Origin of the sequence: Nocardioides sp. (assembly GCF_016462705.1) — a bacterium.
Classification (GTDB): domain Bacteria; phylum Actinomycetota; class Actinomycetes; order Propionibacteriales; family Nocardioidaceae; genus Nocardioides.
Genome location: NZ_JAEMSS010000013.1, coordinates 18,758 through 40,295, shown reverse-complemented (window position 1 = coordinate 40,295; position 21,538 = coordinate 18,758). Strand labels below are relative to the sequence as shown.

Sequence of the window (21,538 nt, the reverse complement as noted above, 5' to 3'; positions counted from 1 at the left end):
GCCGCCCCCCGGGTCCGCCGAGTACCTCGACAGCGGCGGCGGCCGCCCGATCGACCCGGCTCCACACCCGGGTGGACGAGGAGGGCTCCGCAAGGGCCTGCTCGTCGGTGGCGGCGTCGTCGGGCTCGCCGCCGTCGGCGTGGGTGCCTGGGCAGCGGTGTCCTTCCTCGCGACGGGCCCCCAGCCGGCCGAGGCGCTGCCGGCCAGCACGCTCGCCTACCTGTCGGTCGACCTCGACCCCAGCGGTGGCCAGAAGATCGAGGCGCTGCGGACGCTCAACAAGTTCCCGGCGTTCGAGGACGAGGTCGGCATCGACACCGACGACGACATCCGCAAGGCGATCTTCGACGAGATCCAAGGTGAGCTCGACTGCGCCGGACTCGACTTCGAGGACGACGTCGAGCCGTGGCTGGGTGACCGTGCCGCCGTCGCCGCCGTGGACTCCGGCGGCGAGACCCCCGACCCGGTCTTCGTGCTGCAGGTCAAGGACGCCGACGCCGCAGGCAAGGGCATGCAGGCGATCAAGGACTGTGCCGCGGGGGAGGGCGGCGACGCCGAGGGCGGCTGGTCCATCGAGGGCGACTGGGCGGTGATCGCCCAGACCGACAAGATCGCCGAGACCGTCACCGACGACGCTGCCGAGGGCTCCCTCGCCGACGACGAGGACTTCCAGAAGTGGGTCGGCGAGGCCGGCGACTCCGGCGTGCTCACCATGTACGCCGCCCCCGCGCTCGGCGACTACCTGGCCGAGCACGCCGACGACCTGTTCGGGTTCCCGTTCGGTGCCCTGGGCGTGAGCGACGTCGACTGTGCGATCGCCGAGCCGGTCCTGCCGCCGGGCGAGGAGACGCTGCCGGGCGACGACGACGCCGGTGGCGTCGACTCGTGCGACAGCGAGGGCGGCTACGAGGGCGAGGTCGACAGCAGCCAGTCGATGGTCAGCGACGAGCTCAAGCAGACGCTCGAGGACTTCAAGGGCATGGCCGGTGTCCTGCGGTTCGACGACGGCTCCATCGAGATGGAGTTCGCCAGTGACGGCGACGTGGCCGGCAGCAACCTGCTCGCCAGCGACGCCGGCGGCGACACCATCACGAGCCTGCCCGAGGACACGGCGGCCGCGATCGGCGTGGGCTTCAGCGAGGGCTGGTTCGCCGACCTCCTCGAGATGTACCAGCCGTACGTCGCCGGCCTCGGCGAGGACCTCACTCTCGACGACATGGTGGACGAGCTCGAGACCCAGACCGGGCTGACGATCCCGGACGACATCGAGACGCTGTTCGGTGACTCGGCCGCACTGGCCCTGGGCACGGACTTCGACCCGGAGGCGCTCTTCGAGTCCTCCGACGGCTCGGACGTGCCCGTCGCGCTCAAGGTCGACGGCGATCCCGAGGAGATCGAGGCCGTGCTGGAGAAGCTGCGCGCCCAGTTCCCGGACGAGGAGACGCTGGTCTTCGACACCGATGCCGAGGGCGACACCATCGTGATCGGGCCCAACGAGGCCTTCCGCAAGCAGATGCTCGACGACGGCGGGCTCGGCGACAACGACGTCTTCAAGGACGTGGTCCGCGAGGTCGACGACGCCTCCGTCGTGCTGTTCGTCAACGTCAACGAGCTCGAGGACCTCGTCGAGGAGAGCATGGGCGAGTTCGACCAGGAGCTGGTCGACAACGTCAAGCCGATCTCGGGCTTCGGGGTGTCGGGCTACGTCGACGACGGCGTCGCGCACTCGATCATGCGGCTCACCACCGACTGATCGCCGCCGTGGTCGCGCCGGTCACCGACACCAGGTCGGCCGGCGCGACCGCCACGTCGAGGCCGCGCTTGCCCGCGGAGACGTACACAGTCGTGTGGGCCAGCGCCGACTCGTCGACCACGGTGGGGTGCGCGCGCTTCTGGCCGAACGGCGAGATGCCGCCGGCCACGTAGCCGGTGGCCCGTTCCGCGTCCGCCACGTCGGCCATGACCGCCCGACTCCCGTCGAGCGCCCGGGCCAGCGCCTTGAGGTCGAGGTGCGCCTGAACGGGAACGATGCCGACGGCGAGACGTCCGTCCACGCTGGCCAGGAGGGTCTTGAGGACGACCGCCGGGTCGACGCCGAGGGCCTCCGCGGCCTCCAGGCCGAAGGACGCCGCCCGCGGGTCGTGGTCGTAGGCCGCCAGCCGGAAGGGGACGCCCGCACGAGCCAGCGCCACCGTCGCGGGCGTGCCGCCGGACTGCTTCTTCGCCACTGCGGCAGGTCAGTTGGGAGACCAGCGGGTGCGGGCCACCTCGGTGGCCGGCAGCGACGGGATGACGTTCATCGCCCGGAGCTCGGCGCGCAGCAGGTCGGTCACCATCTGCAGCCGCTCGCCGGCGTCCTCGGCCTCGAGGAGCCCCTGGCGCTCGTGCAGCGGGAGCGGTGCGCAGGCCGCCAGCGTCCAGGACAGGTAGGACGGGTCCTGTGGCAGGTCTCCCTCGTAGGGGTCGACCCGGATCTCGGCCAGGGCGGCGCGGTAGGCCGTGAAGGTCGACCGGGCCCGCTCGAGCAGCTCCTCCGAGACGGGGGCCTCGGGCTCGGGCCGGTCCACGACGTGGCCGACCGGGAAGGTACCCGTCGTGTCGAGCCGTTCGAGCTGGATCCGGTCCAGCCCGACCGCCTCGATGGAGAACGTGCCGTCCGGGTGGGACTCGACCTCGGTCAGCTGGACCCGGCAGCCGACCCGGAACAGGGACTGGGCGCCGTGCTCGCCCACCTCGTAGCCCTCGCGGATCCCGACCGAGCCGAACACCCGCTGGGTCGGGTCCTCGACCCGCAGCAGGTGGTGGACCAGCGCCCGGTAGCGGTCTTCGAAGACGGTCAGTGGCACGCGCACCCCGGGGAAGATCACCGCGTTGAGCGGGAACATGGGCAGGGAGGTGCTCACTCGGCCAACGTACTCCGCAGTCCACGGGACGTCGCGGATGCGGGGCGAGTCGTCGACCCTTCCTAGAATCGACGACATGATCCGCCGCATCGACCTGCGTGGCGTGCACGGCGTCGACTACCGCGACGCCGTGCCGCGTGCCGACTTCGACGTCGAGGCGGCCATCCCTGCGGTCCACGCGATCTGCGAGGACGTGCGGGTCCGAGGCCTCGAGGCGGTCGTCGAGCTGTCGGCCAAGCACGACGGCGTCGAGCAGAGCGACATCCGGGTGCCGCGCGAGGCGCTCACGACGGCGCTGGCCGAGCTGGACCCGGCGGTCCGGGCCGGGCTCGAGGAGTCGGTGCGCCGGCTCCGGGCGACGTGCCAGGCGGAGGTCGAGCAGGACGTCGTGACCGATCTCGGGCCGGGCGCCACGGTGACCCACCGCAAGGTGCCGGTCGACCGGGTGGGCCTCTACGTCCCCGGTGGCCTCGCGCCCCTGGTCTCCAGCGTGCTGATGAACGTCGTCCCGGCCCAGGTCGCGGGTGTCCGCTCGATCGCGCTCTCCTCGACCCCGCAGAAGGACCACGGCGGACTGCCGCACCCGACCATCCTCGCGGCCTGCGAGCTGCTCGGCGTGGACGAGGTCTACGCCGTCGGCGGCGCCCAGGCGATCGCGATGTTCGCCTACGGCGTGGGCCCCTGCGCCCGCGTCGACCTGGTGACCGGTCCGGGCAGCATCTGGGTGGTCACCGCCAAGCGCCTGCTCAAGGGCCGGGTCGGCATCGACTCGGAGGCCGGGCCGACCGAGATCGCGATCCTGGCCGACGAGGCCGCCGACCCGGCGTACGTCGCCGCCGACCTGCTCAGCCAGGCCGAGCACGATCCGCTGGCCGCCGCGGTGCTGGTCACGACCTCGGAGGCCCTCGCGGACGAGGTCGAGGCCGAGCTGGACAAGCAGGTGTCGGTGACCAAGCACGTCGAGCGGATCCGCACCGCCCTGTCCGGTCAGCAGTCCGGCATCGTCCTCGTCGAGGACCTCGACCAGGGGGTGGCGGTCGTGGACGCGTACGCCGCGGAGCACCTCGAGATCCACACCGCCGACGCGGCGGGGGTCGCGGCCCGGGTCAACAACGCCGGCGCGATCTTCGTGGGCCCGCACGCCCCGGTGTCGCTGGGCGACTACTGCGCCGGCAGCAACCACGTCCTGCCCACCGGCGGCTGTGCCTGTCACTCCTCCGGTCTGTCGGTGCGTGCGTTCACCAAGTCGGTGCACGTCGTGGACTACTCCCGCGAGGCGCTGCTCGAGGTGGCCGACCACGTCGTCACGCTGGCGGTGGCGGAGGACCTGCCCGGCCACGGGGCCGCGGTCGGCGTGCGCCTCGAGTCCCGTGATGAGTGACGGCACCTTCCCACCGCTCCGCGACGAGCTGCGGGGACTGGAGCCCTACGGCGCCCCGCAGCTGGACGTCCCCGTCCAGCTCAACGTCAACGAGAACCCCTACGGGCCGTCGCCGATGGTCGTGTCCGAGATCGCGGCCGCGGTCGCGGGGGTCGCGTCGAGCCTGAACCGCTACCCGGACCGGGAGTTCGTGGAGCTGCGGTCCGCCCTCGCCGCCTACCTGAGCAAGGACACGCCCGCGGGGATCGGGCCCGAGCAGGTGTGGGCGGCCAACGGCTCCAACGAGGTCATGCTCCAGCTGCTGCAGGCCTTCGGCGGCCCGGGGCGCACAGCGCTGAGCTTCGCGCCGACGTACTCCATGTACCCGGAGTACGCGCGGGACACCTCGACCTCCTGGGTGGAGGGACGGCGCGACGAGGACTTCACCCTCGACCTCGACCGGGCCAGGGCGCTGGTCGAGGAGCAGCGGCCGAGCGTGGTGCTGCTGCCGTCCCCCAACAACCCGACCGGCACCGCGCTGCCGCCTGACGCGGTCGGCGCCCTGTGCGACGCGGCGGGCGAGGGCTGCCTGGTCGTGGTCGACGAGGCCTACGGGGAGTTCCGGAGGACCGGGACGCCGAGCGCACTGGAGCTGCTGCCGCGGCACCGCAACCTGGTGGTCACCCGGACGATGAGCAAGGCGTTCGCCCTGGCCGGCGGCCGGCTCGGCTACCTGGCGGCGGACCCGGCGATCTGCGACGCGATCCGGGTCGTGCGGCTGCCGTACCACCTGTCGGCGGTCACCCAGGCGGTCGCGCTGGCCGCCCTGCGGCACGCCCCGGAGCTGCTCGCCCGGGTCGACGAGCTCCGCGCGGAGCGGGACGCCACGGTCGAGTGGCTGCGCGGCCAGGGCCTCCAGGTCGCGGACAGCGACGCCAATTTCGCGTTGTTCGGCAGGTTCCGGGATCGTCGTGCTGTCTGGCAGGGGCTGCTCGACCGGGGCGTACTCATCCGTGAGGTGGGCCCGGACGGGTGGCTGCGGGTGTCGATCGGCACCGGCGCGGAGATGACCATCTTCAAGCGAGCGCTGGTCGAGGTGCTCGAAACGGGAGACACTGGTGTGACTCCTGTGATCGGAGCAGAGACGGAAGTGAGCAGGGCATGAGTGCACGTACGGCGCGGGTGGAGCGCGAGACGAGCGAGTCCAAGGTCCTCGTCGAGGTCGACCTCGACGGCACCGGACGCCACGACATCTCGACGGGTGTCGGGTTCTACGACCACATGCTCACGGCGTTCGCCCGCCACTCGCTGGTCGACCTCACCGTCCAGACCGCCGGTGACACCCACATCGACGCCCACCACACCGTCGAGGACACCGCGATCGTGCTCGGCCAGGCGCTCCGCGAGGCACTGGGGAGCAAGCAGGGCATCCGCCGGTTCGGCGACGCCACCGTCCCTCTGGACGAGACGCTCGTGCAGGCCGTCGTGGACGTCTCCGGTCGTCCCTACTGCGTGCACACCGGTGAGCCCGAGGGGCAGCAGTACGTCGCGCTGGGTGGCGGCAGCGGTCACGCGCCGGCGTACCTCGGCTCACTGACCCGCCACGTCTTCGAGACCATCGCGTTCCACGCGCACATCGCTCTGCACGTCCGGGTGCTGTCGGGCCGCGAGCCGCACCACATCGTGGAGACGCAGTTCAAGGCGTTCGCCCGGGCGTTCCGCGACGCGGTCGCGGTCGACCCACGCGAGACGGGCGTTCCCAGCACCAAGGGTGCGCTCTGAGCCCACAGCCCCGTCGCCCTGACGTCGTCGTCCTCGACTACGGCTCGGGCAACCTCCGTTCCGCGGTCCGGGCGGTCGAGCGCGCAGGGGCGACGGTGACGTTGACGGGTGACTTCGACACGGCGCTGGCTGCCGACGGGCTGGTGGTGCCTGGGGTCGGGGCGTTCGCCGCGTGCATGCGGGGGCTGCGCGAGATCAAGGGTGAGCGGATCATCGGACGCCGGCTCGCGGGCGGTCGCCCGGTGCTGGGCATCTGCGTGGGCATGCAGATCCTGTTCGAGCGCGGCGTCGAGCACGGCGTGGAGACCGAGGGCTGCGACGAGTGGCCCGGAGTGGTCGAGCGCCTGCAGGCGCCGATCGTGCCGCACATGGGCTGGAACACCGTCGTACCGCCCGAGGGGTCGCAGCTGTTCGCCGGCGTCGAGGGCGAGCGCTTCTACTTCGTGCACTCCTACGGTGTCCGCGACTGGACGCTGGAGACCAACGACCGCACCAAGGCTCCGCTGGTGACGTGGGCCGAGCACGGAGGTGACCGGTTCGTGGCCGCCGTCGAGAACGGCCCACTCTGGGCCACGCAGTTCCACCCCGAGAAGTCCGGTGACGCGGGGTCCCGCCTGCTCCGCAACTGGGTGGAGACGCTGTGAGCCGGCGATGAGCAAGGAGCGCGCGCGGCGCCGCGAGGAGCGCCAGCGGCAGGCCGCGGTCGCCGCTGCCCAGCGCGAGGTGGCCGCCGCGAGGCAGGCCAAGCGGGAGGCCCGCAAACAGGCGGTCGCCAGGCACCTGCCTGCCGCTCACTCCCGGCAGACCGGGCTGCTCGCCGAGAAGCGACGCCGCGAGGTGTTCGCGACGGGCGCCGTCCTGGTGGTGCTCAACCTCCTCGTCTTCGCCGTGGCCGGCGACTGGGCGCTGACCGCGCTGCTGGTCGTCGCCAGCATCCTGGGGGCGCCGATCCTCCACCTGATGATGTTCCGAAGGAGCTAGACCGACAGTGAGCACCTACCTCGAGCTGCTGCCCGCCGTGGACATCGCCGACGGCCAGGCGGTCCAGCTCGTCCAAGGGGTCGCCGGCTCCGAGAAGCGCTTCGGCGACCCGGTCGAGGCGGCCCTGCGCTGGCAGGACGCCGGCGCGGAGTGGATCCACCTCGTCGACCTCGACGCGGCGTTCGGGCGTGGCCACAACCGCGAGCTCCAGGCCCGGATCGTCGGCGAGCTGGACATCCAGGTCGAGATGAGCGGTGGGATCCGCGACGACGAGTCGCTCGAGGCCGCGATGACCACCGGGTGCCGGCGGGTCAACATCGGCACCGCCGCGCTGGAGCACCCCGAGTGGTGCGCGCGGGCCATCGCGACGTACGGCGACCGGGTGGCGGTGGGTCTCGACGTGCGCGGCCGCACGCTGGCGGCCCGGGGCTGGACCCGCGACGGTGGCGACCTCTACGAGGTGCTGGGTCGGCTCGACTCCGAGGGGTGCGCGCGCTACGTCGTCACCGACGTCAACAAGGACGGCATGCTCCAGGGCCCCAACCTGCAGCTCCTGCGGGAGGTCTGCGAAGCCACCGACCGGCCCGTGGTGGCGTCGGGCGGAGTCACCACCCTCGACGACATCCGCGCGCTGATGGAGCTCGTGCCGGTCGGTGTCGAGGGTGCCATCGCGGGGACCGCGCTGTACGAGGGCCGGTTCACCCTCGAGGACGCGCTCGCCCTGACCAAGGGCGGCGGGTGACCGTGGAGTTCACCGACTACCACACCCGCCTGGCGGCCTACGCCCTGCTCGTCGACGAGCAGGAGCGGGTGCTCCTCGCGTGGTGGAACGGCGAGGGCCACAGCGACCCGCAGTGGTCACTGCCCGGGGGCGGGATCGACTTCGACGAGTCGGTCCGCGACGGTCTGGTGCGCGAGGTGTTCGAGGAGACCGGCTACCACGTCGAGCCGGGTGCGCTGCTCGCCGAGCACTTCTCCACCGGTCGGGGCCGGACCTTCGAGGGCTGGTTCCGGTCTCAGCGGTTCGTGTTCGAGGCGACGATCACGGGGGGCGAGCTGGGCACGACCGAGGTCGGCGGATCGACCGACCGCGCCTCGTGGGTGCCTCTCGCGCAGCTCGCCGACGAGCCCCGCACCGAGGTCGTCGACGTCGCGCTCGCGGCCCGCCGGGCGCAGGAGGCACGGCCATGAGCCTGGCGGTCCGCGTCATCCCGTGCCTCGACGTCGACGGCGGCCGGGTGGTCAAGGGCATCAACTTCAAGGAGCTCCGCGATGCCGGCGACCCGGTCGAGCTGGCCCGTACCTACGACGCCGAGGGCGCCGACGAGCTGACCTTCCTCGACATCTCGGCCTCGCACGAGGGCCGGGCGACGACGATGGAGGTGGTCTCGCGCTGCGCCGAGCAGGTCTTCATCCCGCTGACCGTGGGCGGGGGAGTGTCCTCGGTCGACGATGTCGACCGGCTGCTCCGCGCCGGGGCGGACAAGGTCGCGGTCAACACCGCGGCCATCCACCGGCCCGAGCTGGTCGCGGAGATCGCGGACCGGTTCGGCAACCAGGTTCTGGTGCTGTCCGTCGACGCGCGCCGGGCTCCCGGGACGGACTCGGGCTTCGAGGTCACCACCCACGGCGGCCGGAAGTCGTCGGGTCTCGACGCCATCGAGTGGGCGGCCCGCGCGACCGGGCTCGGGGCCGGCGAGATCCTGCTCAACGCGATGGACGCCGACGGCACGCAGGACGGCTTCGACCTCGACCTGATCGCCGCCGTGCGCCGCGAGGTCACGATCCCGGTCATCGCGTCCGGGGGCGCGGGCCGGGTCGAGCACTTCGCCCCGGCCGTCCACGCCGGCGCGGACGCGGTCCTGGCCGCGACGGTCTTCCACTTCGGCACGCTGCGGATCGGCGAGGTCAAGCAGGCGCTCGCCGACGCCGGCCACCCCGTCCGCTGACCGTCGCCCAGTCGGCGCTACTGAGCGTCAGTAGCGCCGACTCGTGGGGGGATCGGGTCGTGGGGCTGGGCGAGTCGTCGCTACTGGACGTCAGTAGCGCCGACTCGTGAGGGGATCGGGTCGTGGGGCTGGGCGAGTCGTCGTTGCTGGACGTCAGTAGCGCCGACTCGGCCTAGAGGAGCAGGATCCGCCGACGTTCCCGCTCGATGCTGGCCAGCCTCGATCCCTTGACCAGCAGGCTCTCGAGGTTGCGACGCTGGCCGAACACGTCGTCCTTGGTGAACTCGTCGACCACGTTCCCGCGGCCCTCGACGTACGCGCGGCGCGACGCGTCACTGCTGAGCTGGGCGTCCGACGAGTGCCACTCGAACCCGAGGTACTCGGTCATGTAGCCGAGCTCCTCGTTCCCCACGTCGCACCGAGCGATGAGTCGGCCCTCCTCCCAGAACTCGACCTGCGGCGTCGGCTCGGGGAGTCCTGCGTCGTGCCAACCGAGGAGCAGAGCTGACTCGCCCGGCGACTCGGCCTTGCCTGTCGCCAGAGGACCGAAGGTGCGCAGGTTCGTGACCCAGCGCTGGCCGCGGAACCGCTCGATGCCTGCGAGGAACTCATCTCGGGGGAATCCCTCCAGGCGCATCATCTGGTCGATCCCGGCGATGCTCCGCTGCCGAGAGCGGACCCGTCCCAGGTCCCACGCGGTGCGCACGATCGTCGAGACGGGCAGGCCGAACACCTCGGTGACGTCCGACGGGACCAGATTGCGTTCGCCGCTGACGGTCAGGTCGTTGCGCAGGCGTCCGTGACCCGACGGCCTGAACAGCTGCAGCGGCAGCACGTTGAGGTGCTCGCCGGGGGCGAGGGTCATCTCGGCGCCGTGCAGCCACCCCGCGTGTCGGTCGACGATGACGCAGTCGTCGGGCATGACCAGGGCCATGCACTGTGCTCGTACGAGAAGAGAGTCGGGAACCTGCGTCGCGAGGTACACACGGCGGATGGGCTGCCGCAGCAGTCCGAGCCGGCACAGCAGCGCGAGCCTGGTGCGCGAGACACCTTCCCGTCGCGCCACCGCAGCCGTGAACGGGACGTCCATCGGCAGGTTGCTCGACGCGTCCAGCGTGGGGCTGGCCTCAGTGTCGGGTGCGCTCATGGCTCCATTGGCAGGCCCGCAGATCATCGGTGTCTCGGCCATGACAACCGCCTGTGGACGGTCGAGGTCTGTCGGTCTTTGTGGACCGCAGGCGGCCCGGTCGGCGGCCGAGTCGTCGTTACTGAACGTCAGTAGCGCCGACTCGCGGGTCGGGTGGGCACTGTCTGGCGGCCGAGTCGTCGTTACTGAGCGTCAGTAGCGCCGACTCGCGGGTCGGGTGGGGGCGGTCAGCGTTCGCCGGCCTGGAACCGTTCGAACAGCACCTCGGGCTGGGTGGCGAACTGCTCGAGGTGCCCGCAGGAGCGGCAGACCCAGACGGCGATCGGCACGGACGTCTGCTGCCGGATCATGCCGGTCTGCGGGACGGTCGCGGCGTAGACCTCGCCGCTCGCCGACCCGGTGACCACGGTGTAGAGGTGGACCGGCCCGAAGACCTGACCCTGGTCACACCACCGGCAGGTGGACTCGTCCGCCATGGGGCGACGGTAGCGATCAGACCCGGTGGTCGGAAGCCTTCAGCTCGGCGACCGCGTCGGGCGGCCCGTCGAAGGTCACGTCCCGGACCGCCGCGCGGCCGAACGCCCACATCACGAGCTCGCCGACGGGTCCGGTCACCACGACCGGGTCGGCGCCCTTCCGGAACGCCGCACTGGTGCCGGGGCGGTCGGCGCGTGCCAGCCGGACCGGCACGGGCAGGCCGCGGCCCAGGAAGGACCCGGACCGGCTGAGCAGGTCCCACAGCTCGTCGACGTCCGCCGGCGGGAGCTGGCGCGGCTCCCAGCCGGGCCGGGCGCGGCGGATGTCCTCGTGGTGGACGAAGTACTCCAGCGTCTGGGTGAAGCGCTCCACGACGGGGAGGGAGTACGGCGTCAGCGGCGGCTTGCGCAGGGTCGCGACCAGCGCCGGGAGGCCCTTGGCCGACTCGCGGGCCATCGCGCGCTCGGTGATCCCGGCCAGCCTCGGGATCATGATCCCGGCGGCACTGAGCGGACGGCGCTCCCGGACGACAAGGTGGGCGAGGAGCGCGGACAGGTCCCAGTCGCCGCACAGGGTGGGAGCCGCCGGGTCGAGGGTCTGGGCGAGGTCGCAGAGAGCCTGACGTTCCCGACGGGCCAGCGAGGCGGAGGACGCGGTCACCTGGGTGACGCTAGCGGGGCCGGGGCAAACGATTCGCCGGGTGTCGGAGTGCGGGAATAGCCTGCCCCGGCGGAGAGGTTGGGTCATGGACGTGACGGACGAGGGTGGGGTCGGGTGAGCCAGGCGGAAGCGGTGAGCGCCGGCCCCGAGCAGACCAGCGACGACCCCGCCGTCCCGACGACCCGGGCGGCGACCACCCGCGACGGGTTCGCGGTCATCTGGGTCGCGATCAAGCGTGAGCCGTGGATCTTCGCCCTCTCGACGCTGGGCAGCCTGCTGTTCGGGGCCCTCACCGTCGCCGACGCGTGGGTGCTGGGCTGGTCGACCGACCACGTCGTCCTGCCCGCATTCGAGACCGGCGAGGTCGACGCGTCCATGCTCTGGGCGATCCTGGCCCTGTTCGTCGGCGTCGCGATCCTCCGCGCGGTCGGCATCGTCGCGCGCCGCCTCGGGGCCGGGATCATGCAGTACCGGATGCAGGCGCACAGCCGCCGGGCCGTCACCAGGCAGTACCTCTCCCTGCCCATGGAGTGGCACCAGCGCCACCCGACCGGCGAGCTGCTGTCCAACGCCAACTCCGACGTCGAGGCCGCGTGGGGTCCCATCGCGCCCCTCCCGATGGCCGTGGGCACCGTCGCCATGATGGCCATCGCGATCGTGCAGATGTTCCTCGCCGACACGGTCCTGGCGCTCGTGGGGCTGCTGGTCTTCCCGGCCGTCGTGCTCGCCAACCTGGCCTACCAGCGGCTCGCGTCGCCGCTCATGACGAAGGCGCAGGAGCTGCGCGCCGAGGTCAGCGAGATCGCGCACGAGTCCTTCGACGGCGCGATGGTCGTCAAGACCCTCGGTCGCGAGGGCGAGGAGACCGAGCGGTTCGCGGCGAAGTCGCGCGAGCTGCGCGACGTCAACATCCGGGCGGGCGCCATCCGGGCGGCGTTCGACCCGACACTCGCCGCGCTGCCCAACCTGGGGGTGCTCATCGTGCTCGCGGTGGGCGTCAGCCGGGTCATGGACGGCAACACCGACCCGGGCGACGTCGTGACCGTCGCCTACCTGCTGACGATCGTGTCCTTCCCGATCCGCTCGATCGGCTGGCTGCTCGGCGAGTTCCCGCGCAGCGTGGTCGGCTACGGCCGGGTCTCACGGGTGCTCGCGGCCACCGGGCAGATGCCCTACGGCGACCGCGCCATCCCCGCCGGCCCCCGGGGCGCCCGGCTGGAGGTGCAGCACCTCGGCTACGCCTACGACGCGGACCAGGACCTCCTCACCGACCTCTCGTTCGACGTGGCTCCGGGGCGCTCGCTCGCCGTCGTGGGCGCCACCGCGTCCGGCAAGAGCACCCTCACCGCACTACTGGCGCGGCTGGTCGATCCCGACCGGGGCCGCATCCTGCTGGACGGGGTCGACCTGCGCGAGCTCGCCCCCGGCGAGCTGCCGGCGACCGCGTCCCTGGTGCCGCAGACCGCGTTCCTGTTCGACGATGACGTCCGCGGCAACGTCACCCTCGGCGCCGACGTACCGGACGAGGAGGTCTGGGCGGCGCTGCGCGCCGCCCAGGCCGACGGGTTCGTGGCCGCGCTGCCCCGAGGGCTGGACACCCGGCTCGGCGAGCGCGGCACCTCGCTCTCGGGCGGGCAGCGCCAGCGGATCTCGCTGGCCCGCGCGCTCGTGCGCAGGCCGCGGCTCCTGATCCTCGACGACGCCACCTCGGCGGTGGACCCGGAGGTCGAGCAGCGGATCCTCGCTGCCCTGCGGGACACCGGCCCCGACTCGAGCAGTGGCTCGGGCACCGACGCGACGCTGGTCGTCATCGCCTACCGCAAGGCCACCATCGCGCTGGCCGACGAGGTCGTGCACCTCGAGGACGGCCGGATCGCGGCTCGCGGCACGCACGAGGAGCTGCTCGCCCGCAGCCCGTCCTACGCCCGCCTGGTCAACGCCTACGAGCACCTCGAGCCGGCGGAGGAGCACGGATGAGCGCCCGCACCGTCGAGGAGGTCGAGACCGAGGACGAGCAGCTGGGTCACGGCACGGCCATGGACAGCGGCGACGACATCGCCGCCATGGAGACGATCCGGCGCGGGATCGAGGTCAGCCCGGAGCTCAAGGAGGGGCTGCGGGGGACCCTGCTGCTGGCGCTGCTCGCCTCCGTCGGTCAGGTGGTCGTGCCGATCGTGGTCCAGCAGACCCTCGACCGCGGGCTCAACGGACCCAACGGGCCCGACGTCGCGTTCACGACCCTGATGGGCGTCGTGGCGGCGGCCGCGATCCTCGTGACGAGCGGCGCCGCCTACCTGATGACCAAGCGGCTGTTCACGACCTCCGAGCGGGGCCTGGCGACGCTGCGGATCAAGGCCTTCCGGCACGTCCACGACCTCCCGCTGCTCACCCAGAACACCGAACGCCGCGGGGTGCTGGTGTCCCGGGTCACCAGTGACGTCGACCAGGTGAGCCAGTTCCTGGTGTTCGGCGGGCTGTTCTTCATCATCAGCGTCGGCCAGGTCCTGATCGCCACGGTCGTCATGCTCTTCTACAGCTGGCAGCTCGCCGTGGTCGTGTGGGTCTGCTTCGCACCCCTCTTCCTGTCCCTGCGCTACTTCCAGCGCAAGCTGTCCCACGCCTACGGGGTCGTCCGCCGCCAGGTCGGCGTGATGCTGGCCGCGATCTCCGAGCCCGTCGTGGGTGCCGCGGTCGTCCGCTCCTACGCCGTGGAGAAGCGCACCCAGGACCGCATCGACGAGGCGATCGACGAGTACAAGGCGGCCAGCACCCGGGCGCAGGGCTTCACCGTCATCTCCTTCTCGCTCGGCGGGATCTCGGCCGGCCTGGCCAACGCCGGCGTCCTCATCGTCGGCATCTGGCTGGGCCCCGCGTTCGGGCTGTGGGGCGGGGAGATGACGGCCGGCGAGGTCCTGGCGTTCGCCTTCCTGGTCACCCTGTTCGTCGGCCCGGTGCAGATGGGCACCCAGATCCTCACCGACGCGCAGAACGCGATCGCCGGCTGGCGGCGGGTGATCGGCATCCTCGACACCCCGGCCGACCTGGTCGACCCGGGTCCCGACGGAGAGCTGCTGCCGCGCGGCCCGATCGACGTGCGCCTCGAGGGCGTCTCGTTCGCCTACCCCGGCGGACCCCTCGTGCTCCGCGACGTCGACCTCGACATCGACGCGGGCCGGCGGGTCGCCGTGGTCGGCGAGACCGGGTCGGGCAAGTCGACGGTCGCCAAGCTGCTGACCCGGCTGATGGACCCGCTCGAGGGCGCGGTGCTGCTCGACGGCATCGACGTACGGCGGATCCGGCAGGAGTCGCTGCGGCGCAGCGTCGTCCTCGTGCCGCAGGAGGGGTTCCTGTTCGACGACACGATCACGGCCAACGTCCGCTACGGCAGGCTCGACGCCACCGAGGCCGACATCCGGGCCAGCGCCGACGAGCTGGGCCTGGGCGACTGGCTGGCCGGACTGCCGCGGGGGCTGGACACGCAGGTCGGTCAGCGCGGTGAGTCGCTGTCGGCGGGGGAGCGGCAGCTCGTGGCGCTGCTCCGGGCACACCTCGCCGACCCGGACCTGCTGGTGCTCGACGAGGCCACCAGCGCCGTCGACCCCGCGCTCGAGATGCGGATCGGCCGGGCGCTCGAGCGGCTGATGAGCGGGCGCACGTCCGTCACCATCGCCCACCGGATGTCCACGGCCGAGTCGGCCGACGAGGTGGTGGTGGTCGACCGCGGCCGCATCGTCCAGCGCGGCCCGCACGCCGAGCTGGTGGCCCAGGAGGGCTCGGTCTACGCCGGCCTGCACGCCTCCTGGGTGGCCCAGCAGGCCTCCTGAGGGTGACCGGGGACAATGGCCGGGTGACCGTCCTCGACCCGGCCATCGCCGCGCGGCTCAAACGCACCGCCGACGGGCTGGTGCCCGCCGTGGTGCAGCAGCACGACACGGGCGAGGTGCTGATGCTCGGCTGGATGGACGACGAGGCGCTCGCCCGCACCCTGACCAGCGGCCGGGCGACCTACTGGAGCCGCTCGCGCCAGGCCTACTGGCTCAAGGGGGAGACTTCGGGCAACGTCCAGTGGGTCAAGGAGGTCCGGCTGGACTGCGACGGCGACACGCTGCTGGTCAAGGTGGACCAGGAGGGCGGTGCCTGCCACACGGGCGACCGCACGTGCTTCGACGCGGACCGGCTGCTCGGCGCCGCCGGTGACTGACCGGAGCGCGGCGCGCCGGACCTTCGGCCCGACCGTCCTGGTGGGGGTCGTCGCGGGAGTCGCCCTCGCCATGGCAGGCGCCGAGCCGTGGTTCACCGGCCGCGGAGCGGTCGAGTGCGAGGCACCCTGCGTGGGCCTGTCGTGGGCCGACGCCGGGACCGCATCCTCGGCGAACGCCCTGGCGCTGGTCGGGCTGGCGAGCTGGGGGGTGCTGCTGGTGACCCGGGGCCGGGTACGCCGGGCGGTGGCCCTGCTCGGCCTCCTGGCCGCCGCCGGTGGGCTGGTCACCGTGGTCGTCTCGTGGTTCACCCTGCCCGACAACGTGCGGGACACCATCGAGGAGCTGGGCCTCGAGCCGGTGCCGGTCCACAGCACCGGCTGGTTCTGGGTCGGGGCGGTCGCCGCCCTGCTCGGCCTGGCCGCCTGGGTCCTCGCCGTGCGCCGGGTCCCGGACTGGCCGGAGATGGGGCGCCGCTACGACACGCCCACCGACAGCCCTCCCGAGGATCTCTGGAAGGCGATCGACGCGGGGCACGACCCGACGTCCTAGCCCCACCGGTGGTGGCCACTAGACTCGGGCGCGACGCCCGACGACCCCCGTACCGAACCTCAGAGGAGCCCGAAATGTCTGCGAACCACGGCAACACCCCGGCCGCCTGGACGGCCGTCGTCGTGGGCATGGTCGGCTTCATCGTCGGGGGTGTCGGCCTGATGCTCGACCCGGTCAACATGACCGTCTTCTGGGTCGGCGTCGGCATCACGGTGGCCGCGGGCGTGGTGTTCCTCGTCATGGACAGGCTGGGCCTGCATGGCCCTCTCACGGACTGACCCCCCCGCGGCCGCGGTCTCGGACCGCTGGCAGCGGATGACGGCGCCGGTCCTCACGATCGGCGGTCTCGCCGCGGCCACGCTGGCCCTGCACGTGCGTGACCCCCACGAGCAGTACAGCTGGGGGCTCTGCCCCAGCGCCGCGCTCGGGTTCTGGTGCCCCGGCTGCGGGGGCCTGCGGGCCGTCAACGACCTCACCCATGGTGACGTGGGCGCCGCCCTGTCCAGCAACCTGCTGCTGGTGCTGGCGATACCGTTCGCGGTGCTGGCGCTCGGGCTCTGGGCGGTCGACCGCTGGCGGGGGACCGCGCCGACCATCCCGTGGCAGCGGCTCAGGCCGGCCGTGCCGGTCCTGGTGGCCCTGGCCGTGGCGTTCGCGGTCGCCCGCAACCTCGCGTTCGGGTCCTGGCTCGCGCCCTGACCCGACCGCGCCCGTCGTCGTGGGGACTCAGCCGGTGCTGAAGCTGTAGTCGATGCCGTTGCCGGTCGCGTACAGCACGATCTGGAGGACACCGAGCACGAGCCCGATGATCCCCAGCACCGTGCCGGCGGTGGCCAGGCCCTGGCCGCCCTCTCCGCGGGTCCGGATCTCGCCCTTGGCGATGTTGCTCAGGATCAGCGCTGCCACCGAGAAGATGATCGGGCAGCAGAGGATGCCGGCGATGCCGGTCACCAACGACCAGATCGCCTTCTGGTTGGTCCGCTGCGGCACTGCACCCCCGTAACCGGGCGGCGGTGCGCCGTAGCCGGGCGGCGGGGGTGGGTTGTCGTAGCTCATGCCGGGACATTAGCCGTTCCCCCTGGGTGACACACTGGACCCCGCAGTCCGCTTCCCCAAGGAGTCCCCGCATGTCCGTGCTCGACGACATCGTCGCCGGCGTGCGAGCAGACCTCGCCCGGCGCCGGTCGACCGCGCCCGAGGCGGACCTGCGTGCCGCGCTCGGGGACGTCGACCCCCCGCGCGACCCGATGCCTGCGCTGCGCGCTCCGGGCTCGAGCGTGATCGCGGAGGTCAAGCGGCGCAGCCCCAGCAAGGGCGACCTCGCCGCGATCACCGACCCGGCGGCGCTGGCGCGCCAGTACGCCGCGGGCGGGGCCGCCGCGATCAGCGTGCTCACCGAGGAACGTCGCTTCGGTGGGCGCCTCGAGGACCTGCGGGCGGTGCGCGCCGCCGTCGACGTACCCGTGCTGCGCAAGGACTTCCTGGTCGAGCCCTACCAGGTGCTGGAGGCCCGCGCTGCCGGCGCCGACCTGGTGCTCCTGATCGTCGCCGCCCTCGACGACGACACCCTCCGCCGGCTCCACGACCAGGCCCGTGAGCTCGGGATGACGGTGCTGGTCGAGGTGCACGACCACGCGGAGACCGACCGGGCGGTCGCGATCGGCGCGGAGCTCGTCGGTGTCAACGCACGCAACCTCAAGACCCTGGAGATCGACCCGGACGCGTTCGGCCGCCTGGCGCCGCTGATCCCGGACGACCGGGTCAAGGTCGCGGAGTCCGGCATCTCCGGACCGGTCGACGTCGAGCGACACGTCTCCGAGGGAGCCCGGGCGGTGCTGGTGGGCGAGGCCCTGGTGAAGGACGGCGACCCGGAGTCGGCGGTCCGGGCGATGACCGGGATCACGGCATGAGTGCCGACGTGAACACGGACGCGGCGCAGTTCGAGGCCGACGACAAGGGCTGGTTCGGCGACTTCGGGGGTCGCTTCATGCCGGAGGCCCTGGTGGCCGCCCTGGACGAGCTGACCGTGGCCTGGCAGGAGGCGATGGCCGACCCGGCGTTCCTCGCCGACTTCGACGCGATCCTGCGGACCTACGCCGCCGTCCCGTCGATGCTCTACGACGCCACCCGGCTCACCGAGCACGTCGGCGGGGCCAGGATCCTGCTCAAGCGCGAGGACCTCAACCACACCGGCGCCCACAAGATCCGCAACGTGCTCGGCCAGGCGCTGCTCACCAAGCGGATGGGAAAGAAGCGGGTCATCGCCGAGACCGGCGCCGGCCAGCACGGCGTCGCCAGCGCGACCGCGGCCGCCTACTTCGGCATGGACTGCACCGTCTACATGGGCTCGGTCGACACCCGCCGGCAGGCCCTCAACGTGGCGAGGATGGAGCTGCTCGGCGCGAAGGTCGTCCCGGTCGACAGCGGCAGCGCCACGCTCAAGGACGCGATCAACGAGGCGCTGCGGGACTGGGTGAGCACCGTGGACCACACGGCCTACCTCTTCGGCACCGCCGCCGGACCGCACCCCTTCCCCAGCATGGTGCGCGACTTCACCCGCGGCATCGGCGACGAGGCGCGCGCGCAGTGCCTCGAGCTGACCGGCCGGCTGCCGGACGCGATCGCCGCCTGCGTGGGTGGCGGCTCCAACGCGATCGGGCTGTTCACCGCGTTCCTCGGCGACCGGGACGTCCGCATCTACGGCTTCGAGCCGGGTGGCGACGGGGTCGAGACCGGCCGGCACGCCGCGACCATCCACGCCGGCGAGTCGGGGGTCCTGCACGGCGCTCGCACCTTCGTGCTCCAGGACGAGGACGGCCAGACGATCGAGTCCCACTCGATCTCGGCAGGCCTGGACTACCCGGGAGTCGGGCCGCAGCACGCCCACCTCGCCAAGAGCGGCCGCGCCGACTACCTGCCCATCACGGACGCGCAGGCCATGGACGCGCTCGCACTGCTGGCCCGCACCGAGGGGATCATCGCCGCCATCGAGTCTGCGCACGCCCTCGCGGGTGCCTTCGACGTGGCCCGGGACCTGGGTCCCGAGGGACTGGTGCTGGTCAACCTCTCCGGCCGGGGGGACAAGGACATGGAGACGGCCCGCGACTGGTTCAGCCTCGGGAAGCAGGCGACATGAGCGGCAGCACCACGGCGACCGCCTTCGAGAAGGCGCGCGCCGACGACCGCGCAGCGCTGGTCGGCTACCTGCCCGCCGGTTTCCCGGACGTCCAGGGCGGGATCGACGCCCTCCTGGCCATGGTGGACGCCGGCTGCGACGTCATCGAGGTGGGCCTTCCCTACAGCGACCCCGTCATGGACGGTCCCACCATCCAGGCGGCCGCCCAGCTGGCCCTCGAGCGCGGCGTCCGCACCACCGACGTGCTGCGCACCGTCGAGGCCGTGGCCGCGACCGGCACGCCGACGGTCGTCATGACCTACTGGAACCCGGTCGAGCGCTACGGGGTGGAGCGGTTCGCCCGCGACCTCGCCGCGGCCGGGGGAGCGGGCCTGATCACCCCCGACCTGACCCCGGACAGCGACCCGCAGTGGCCGGCGGCCGCCGACGCCCACGGTCTCGACAAGGTCTACCTCGTCGCGCCGTCGTCCACCGACGCGCGGATCGCGATGACGGTCGCCGCCTGCCGCGGTTTCGTCTACGCGACGGCGGTCATGGGGGTCACCGGTGCCCGGGCCACCACCAGCGAGCTCGCGGGACCGCTCGTGGCCCGGACCAAGACGGTCACCGACCTCCCCGTGGGCGTGGGCCTCGGCGTCAGCACCGGCGACCAGGCGGCCGAGCTGGCGTCGTACGCCGACGGCGTCATCGTCGGCTCGGCGTTCGTCCGGGTCCTGCTCGACCACCTCGACGACCGCGCTGCCGGTCTGCGCGCGCTGACCGCGCTGACCGAGGACCTGGCCCGAGGGGTCCGCGCGTGACTGCTGGTCGAGGAGGTCGCTCCGCGACCGTCCCGAGACCTCGCAGGCTCGCGCTGGGCGCTGCGTCAGTGCTCGTCCCCCTCGTCCTGACCGCGTGCGGTGGCGACGACGAGCAGGCGGCCAGCCTGACCGGGAGCCCGGTCGACCCACCCTTCACGGTCTCGTCGCAGGAGCTCGTGGACACCGACGGAGAGCCCTACTCGCTGACCTCCGACACCGACGAGCGGCTGACCCTGGTGTTCTTCGGCTACACCAACTGCCCCGACATCTGCGGCCGGGTCCTCGGCAACCTGAGCTCGGCTCTGACGCGGCTGAGCGAGGAGGACCGGGACCAGGTCGAGGTGGTGTTCGTGACGACCGACCCCGCGCGGGACACCGGCGAGGTGGTGCGTGACTACCTCGACCGCTTCGACCCGTCGTTCGTCGGCGTGACCGGTGAGCTGGCGGACATCGAGCAGGTCGCGGCCTCGGTCGCCGTCGGGATGGGGGAGAAGCTCCCTAGCGGGGGCTACGAGGTCGACGCGCACACCACCACGGTGACCGGGATCGACGTCGCCGACGAGGCACCGATCTTCTGGTCCCAGGAGACCTCGCCGTCGGAGTTCGCCGCCGACATCCACGCCCTGCTGGAAGAGGACTGACCGTGCTGCCCGTCACCGCCCTGTCCATCCCGAGCCCGTCCAACGGCGTCTGGTACCTGGGGCCGGTGCCGCTGCGTGGCTACGCCCTGGCGATCATCCTCGGGATCGTCGCCGCCGTCTGGCTCTCCGAGCGACGCTGGGTCGCCCGCGGCGGGACCCGCGGCGAGATGTCCGACCTGGCCGTGTGGGCGGTGCCCTTCGGCCTGGTGGGGGCGCGGCTCTACCACGTGGCGACCGACCCGGACCGCTACTTCGGAGCCGACGGGAGCCCGTGGAAGATCCTCTACGTCTGGCAGGGCGGCCTCGGGGTCTGGGGCGGCATCGCGATGGGCGCCCTCGGGGTGGCCATCGGCTGCAAGCTCAACGGCATCCGGATCCTCCCGGTGGTCGACACCATGGCACCGACCGTGCTGGTCGCCCAGGCGCTCGGCCGGTGGGGCAACTGGTTCAACCAGGAGCTCTACGGCAAGCCCACCGACCTGCCATGGGGCCTGGAGATCGACCCCGACAACTACCCGGAGGGGAAGTTCTACCCGCCCGGCACCACCTTCCACCCCACGTTCCTCTACGAGTTCCTCTGGTGCCTCGCGGCATTCTTGGTCATCGTCTGGGTGGACCGCCGGCTCCGGCTCGGCCACGGCCGGGTCCTCGCGCTCTACGTGATGGCCTACACGCTCGGGCGCGGCTGGATCGAGATGCTGCGCATCGACAGCGTCCAGCTCGACGACGTCGCCGGGCTGCGCCTCAACGTGTGGACCTCCCTCGTGCTGTTCGTGCTCGCTGCGGCCTGGTTCCTCTACGCGGGACGCCGCTGGCCGGGCCTGGAGGACGACGTCTACGTGCACCCTCGCGGGGACGCCGCGGCGAGCGTGTCGCCGGCCGAACCGAGTGCTGAAACGGATGAGTCCCGGCCGGGGTCCCTTTGATAGCCTGATCCCTCCGCGCGGGCCA

Annotated in this window: 26 protein-coding genes; 20 read left to right on the top strand and 6 right to left on the bottom strand. The window is 72.3% G+C overall.

The genetic code is table 11. The features are described from left to right. The coding region (locus JHD21_RS03145) for a DUF3352 domain-containing protein (protein ID WP_292671563.1) at positions 1 to 1,753 on the top strand (1,753 nt) is incomplete at its 5' end. Here JHD21_RS03145 and ybaK read toward each other — a convergent pair. Together ybaK and JHD21_RS03135 are read right to left on the bottom strand one after the other, a co-directional pair. Continuing rightward, complete coding sequence (gene ybaK, locus JHD21_RS03140; RefSeq protein ID WP_292671562.1) at positions 1,740 to 2,228, bottom strand: Cys-tRNA(Pro) deacylase; 489 nt, start codon at positions 2,226 to 2,228, stop codon at positions 1,740 to 1,742. The genes JHD21_RS03145 and ybaK overlap by 14 nt on opposite strands. Positions 2,229 to 2,237: 9 nt before the next feature. Further along, positions 2,238 to 2,903, bottom strand: a complete 666-nt coding sequence (locus JHD21_RS03135) for an LON peptidase substrate-binding domain-containing protein (protein WP_292671560.1) — start codon at positions 2,901 to 2,903, stop codon at positions 2,238 to 2,240. A 76-nt stretch (positions 2,904 to 2,979) separates the two neighbouring features. Here JHD21_RS03135 and hisD point away from each other — a divergent pair, with 76 nt between their 5' ends. Genes hisD through hisF form a run of 8 tightly spaced genes read left to right on the top strand, consistent with a single transcriptional unit; the run spans position 2,980 to position 8,975 of the window. Further along, positions 2,980 to 4,284, top strand: coding sequence for a histidinol dehydrogenase (gene hisD, locus JHD21_RS03130; protein WP_292671558.1), 1,305 nt, complete (start codon positions 2,980 to 2,982; stop codon positions 4,282 to 4,284). Next, positions 4,277 to 5,428 (top strand): histidinol-phosphate transaminase, encoded by a 1,152-nt coding sequence (locus tag JHD21_RS03125; protein WP_292671556.1) that lies wholly within the window; start codon positions 4,277 to 4,279, stop codon positions 5,426 to 5,428. Before hisD ends, JHD21_RS03125 begins: the two co-directional genes overlap by 8 nt. Further along, the gene (gene hisB, locus JHD21_RS03120) at positions 5,425 to 6,045 is read left to right on the top strand and encodes an imidazoleglycerol-phosphate dehydratase HisB (protein WP_292671555.1); all 621 of its coding nucleotides are present in this window, start codon (positions 5,425 to 5,427) and stop codon (positions 6,043 to 6,045) included. Before JHD21_RS03125 ends, hisB begins: the two co-directional genes overlap by 4 nt. Further along, positions 6,042 to 6,689: an imidazole glycerol phosphate synthase subunit HisH gene (hisH, locus tag JHD21_RS03115; RefSeq protein ID WP_292671565.1), complete on the top strand. Its 648-nt coding sequence runs from the start codon at positions 6,042 to 6,044 to the stop codon at positions 6,687 to 6,689. Before hisB ends, hisH begins: the two co-directional genes overlap by 4 nt. A 7-nt stretch (positions 6,690 to 6,696) precedes the next feature. Further along, positions 6,697 to 7,026 carry a hypothetical protein gene (locus JHD21_RS03110; protein ID WP_292671553.1) on the top strand — a complete coding sequence of 110 codons (330 nt, stop codon included), beginning with the start codon at positions 6,697 to 6,699 and terminating at the stop codon, positions 7,024 to 7,026. Positions 7,027 to 7,033: 7 nt separating this feature from the next. Beyond that, positions 7,034 to 7,768 (top strand): bifunctional 1-(5-phosphoribosyl)-5-((5-phosphoribosylamino)methylideneamino)imidazole-4-carboxamide isomerase/phosphoribosylanthranilate isomerase PriA, encoded by a 735-nt coding sequence (gene priA / locus JHD21_RS03105; RefSeq protein WP_292671551.1) that lies wholly within the window; start codon positions 7,034 to 7,036, stop codon positions 7,766 to 7,768. Next, positions 7,765 to 8,217, top strand: coding sequence for an NUDIX domain-containing protein (locus JHD21_RS03100; protein WP_292671549.1), 453 nt, complete (start codon positions 7,765 to 7,767; stop codon positions 8,215 to 8,217). The genes priA and JHD21_RS03100 overlap by 4 nt, the downstream gene beginning before the upstream one ends. Further along, the gene (gene hisF / locus JHD21_RS03095) at positions 8,214 to 8,975 is read left to right on the top strand and encodes an imidazole glycerol phosphate synthase subunit HisF (RefSeq protein ID WP_292671547.1); all 762 of its coding nucleotides are present in this window, start codon (positions 8,214 to 8,216) and stop codon (positions 8,973 to 8,975) included. The genes JHD21_RS03100 and hisF overlap by 4 nt, the downstream gene beginning before the upstream one ends. A gap of 172 nt (positions 8,976 to 9,147) precedes the next feature. Here hisF and JHD21_RS03090 read toward each other — a convergent pair whose 3' ends face one another. The 3 genes from JHD21_RS03090 to JHD21_RS03080 all read right to left on the bottom strand — a co-directional run bounded on the left by JHD21_RS03090 (position 9,148) and on the right by JHD21_RS03080 (position 11,259). After that, complete coding sequence (locus JHD21_RS03090) at positions 9,148 to 10,122, bottom strand: hypothetical protein (RefSeq protein ID WP_292671546.1); 975 nt, start codon at positions 10,120 to 10,122, stop codon at positions 9,148 to 9,150. A 227-nt stretch (positions 10,123 to 10,349) separates the two neighbouring features. Further along, a complete protein-coding gene (locus JHD21_RS03085) occupies positions 10,350 to 10,598 on the bottom strand; it encodes a hypothetical protein (protein ID WP_292671545.1) in 249 nt (82 codons plus the stop codon). Positions 10,599 to 10,614: 16 nt separating this feature from the next. Further along, positions 10,615 to 11,259 (bottom strand): TIGR03085 family metal-binding protein, encoded by a 645-nt coding sequence (locus JHD21_RS03080; RefSeq protein WP_292671544.1) that lies wholly within the window; start codon positions 11,257 to 11,259, stop codon positions 10,615 to 10,617. 114 nt (positions 11,260 to 11,373) lie between these two features. On the opposite strand from JHD21_RS03080, the gene JHD21_RS03075 reads away from it, so the two are divergent. The 6 genes from JHD21_RS03075 to JHD21_RS03050 all read left to right on the top strand — a co-directional run bounded on the left by JHD21_RS03075 (position 11,374) and on the right by JHD21_RS03050 (position 16,709). Further along, positions 11,374 to 13,236 carry an ABC transporter ATP-binding protein gene (locus JHD21_RS03075; RefSeq protein ID WP_292671542.1) on the top strand — a complete coding sequence of 621 codons (1,863 nt, stop codon included), beginning with the start codon at positions 11,374 to 11,376 and terminating at the stop codon, positions 13,234 to 13,236. Beyond that, positions 13,233 to 15,083: an ABC transporter ATP-binding protein gene (locus JHD21_RS03070; RefSeq protein WP_292671541.1), complete on the top strand. Its 1,851-nt coding sequence runs from the start codon at positions 13,233 to 13,235 to the stop codon at positions 15,081 to 15,083. The genes JHD21_RS03075 and JHD21_RS03070 overlap by 4 nt, the downstream gene beginning before the upstream one ends. A gap of 23 nt (positions 15,084 to 15,106) precedes the next feature. After that, on the top strand, positions 15,107 to 15,460 hold the full coding sequence (gene hisI, locus JHD21_RS03065; RefSeq protein WP_292671540.1) for a phosphoribosyl-AMP cyclohydrolase: 354 nt from the start codon (positions 15,107 to 15,109) through the stop codon (positions 15,458 to 15,460). Beyond that, positions 15,453 to 16,010, top strand: a complete 558-nt coding sequence (locus tag JHD21_RS03060) for a Trp biosynthesis-associated membrane protein (RefSeq protein WP_292671538.1) — start codon at positions 15,453 to 15,455, stop codon at positions 16,008 to 16,010. The genes hisI and JHD21_RS03060 overlap by 8 nt, the downstream gene beginning before the upstream one ends. Positions 16,011 to 16,084: 74 nt before the next feature. Beyond that, positions 16,085 to 16,288, top strand: a complete 204-nt coding sequence (locus tag JHD21_RS03055; protein ID WP_292671537.1) for an HGxxPAAW family protein — start codon at positions 16,085 to 16,087, stop codon at positions 16,286 to 16,288. Continuing rightward, a complete protein-coding gene (locus tag JHD21_RS03050) occupies positions 16,269 to 16,709 on the top strand; it encodes a DUF2752 domain-containing protein (protein WP_292671535.1) in 441 nt (146 codons plus the stop codon). The genes JHD21_RS03055 and JHD21_RS03050 overlap by 20 nt, the downstream gene beginning before the upstream one ends. Positions 16,710 to 16,736: 27 nt before the next feature. Here JHD21_RS03050 and JHD21_RS03045 read toward each other — a convergent pair whose 3' ends face one another. Then, positions 16,737 to 17,066 carry a DUF4190 domain-containing protein gene (locus JHD21_RS03045; RefSeq protein WP_292671534.1) on the bottom strand — a complete coding sequence of 110 codons (330 nt, stop codon included), beginning with the start codon at positions 17,064 to 17,066 and terminating at the stop codon, positions 16,737 to 16,739. A gap of 71 nt (positions 17,067 to 17,137) precedes the next feature. Between JHD21_RS03045 and trpC the strand changes: the two genes are divergently transcribed. The 5 genes from trpC (at position 17,138) to lgt (ending at position 21,513) form a co-directional block, all read left to right on the top strand. Next, entirely contained in the window at positions 17,138 to 17,920 is a 783-nt protein-coding gene (gene trpC / locus JHD21_RS03040) for an indole-3-glycerol phosphate synthase TrpC (protein ID WP_292671532.1), read from the top strand. Beyond that, positions 17,917 to 19,146, top strand: a complete 1,230-nt coding sequence (trpB, locus tag JHD21_RS03035) for a tryptophan synthase subunit beta (RefSeq protein WP_292671531.1) — start codon at positions 17,917 to 17,919, stop codon at positions 19,144 to 19,146. The genes trpC and trpB overlap by 4 nt, the downstream gene beginning before the upstream one ends. Further along, positions 19,143 to 19,946, top strand: coding sequence for a tryptophan synthase subunit alpha (gene trpA / locus JHD21_RS03030; RefSeq protein WP_292671530.1), 804 nt, complete (start codon positions 19,143 to 19,145; stop codon positions 19,944 to 19,946). Before trpB ends, trpA begins: the two co-directional genes overlap by 4 nt. Positions 19,947 to 20,014: 68 nt before the next feature. Next, a complete protein-coding gene (locus JHD21_RS03025; protein WP_292671528.1) occupies positions 20,015 to 20,587 on the top strand; it encodes an SCO family protein in 573 nt (190 codons plus the stop codon). Positions 20,588 to 20,589: 2 nt separating this feature from the next. After that, a complete protein-coding gene (gene lgt / locus JHD21_RS03020) occupies positions 20,590 to 21,513 on the top strand; it encodes a prolipoprotein diacylglyceryl transferase (RefSeq protein WP_292671527.1) in 924 nt (307 codons plus the stop codon). Positions 21,514 to 21,538: the final 25 nt, after the last annotated feature.

Bases quoted from the DNA above. Each gene is read 5' to 3' on its own strand.
- JHD21_RS03090 (WP_292671546.1), bottom strand. From the start codon at position 10,122: ATGAGCGCACCCGACACTGAGGCCAGCCCCACGCTGGACGCGTCGAGC.
- JHD21_RS03045 (WP_292671534.1), bottom strand. From the start codon at position 17,066: ATGAGCTACGACAACCCACCCCCGCCGCCCGGCTACGGCGCACCGCCG.
- hisF (WP_292671547.1), top strand. From the start codon at position 8,214: ATGAGCCTGGCGGTCCGCGTCATCCCGTGCCTCGACGTCGACGGCGGC.
- JHD21_RS03055 (WP_292671537.1), top strand. From the start codon at position 16,085: ATGTCTGCGAACCACGGCAACACCCCGGCCGCCTGGACGGCCGTCGTC.
- JHD21_RS03070 (WP_292671541.1), top strand. From the start codon at position 13,233: ATGAGCGCCCGCACCGTCGAGGAGGTCGAGACCGAGGACGAGCAGCTG.
- trpC (WP_292671532.1), top strand. From the start codon at position 17,138: ATGTCCGTGCTCGACGACATCGTCGCCGGCGTGCGAGCAGACCTCGCC.
- trpA (WP_292671530.1), top strand. From the start codon at position 19,143: ATGAGCGGCAGCACCACGGCGACCGCCTTCGAGAAGGCGCGCGCCGAC.
- hisB (WP_292671555.1), top strand. From the start codon at position 5,425: ATGAGTGCACGTACGGCGCGGGTGGAGCGCGAGACGAGCGAGTCCAAG.
- JHD21_RS03085 (WP_292671545.1), bottom strand. From the start codon at position 10,598: ATGGCGGACGAGTCCACCTGCCGGTGGTGTGACCAGGGTCAGGTCTTC.
- JHD21_RS03125 (WP_292671556.1), top strand. From the start codon at position 4,277: ATGAGTGACGGCACCTTCCCACCGCTCCGCGACGAGCTGCGGGGACTG.
- JHD21_RS03050 (WP_292671535.1), top strand. From the start codon at position 16,269: ATGGCCCTCTCACGGACTGACCCCCCCGCGGCCGCGGTCTCGGACCGC.
- hisD (WP_292671558.1), top strand. From the start codon at position 2,980: ATGATCCGCCGCATCGACCTGCGTGGCGTGCACGGCGTCGACTACCGC.
- trpB (WP_292671531.1), top strand. From the start codon at position 17,917: ATGAGTGCCGACGTGAACACGGACGCGGCGCAGTTCGAGGCCGACGAC.
- JHD21_RS03110 (WP_292671553.1), top strand. From the start codon at position 6,697: ATGAGCAAGGAGCGCGCGCGGCGCCGCGAGGAGCGCCAGCGGCAGGCC.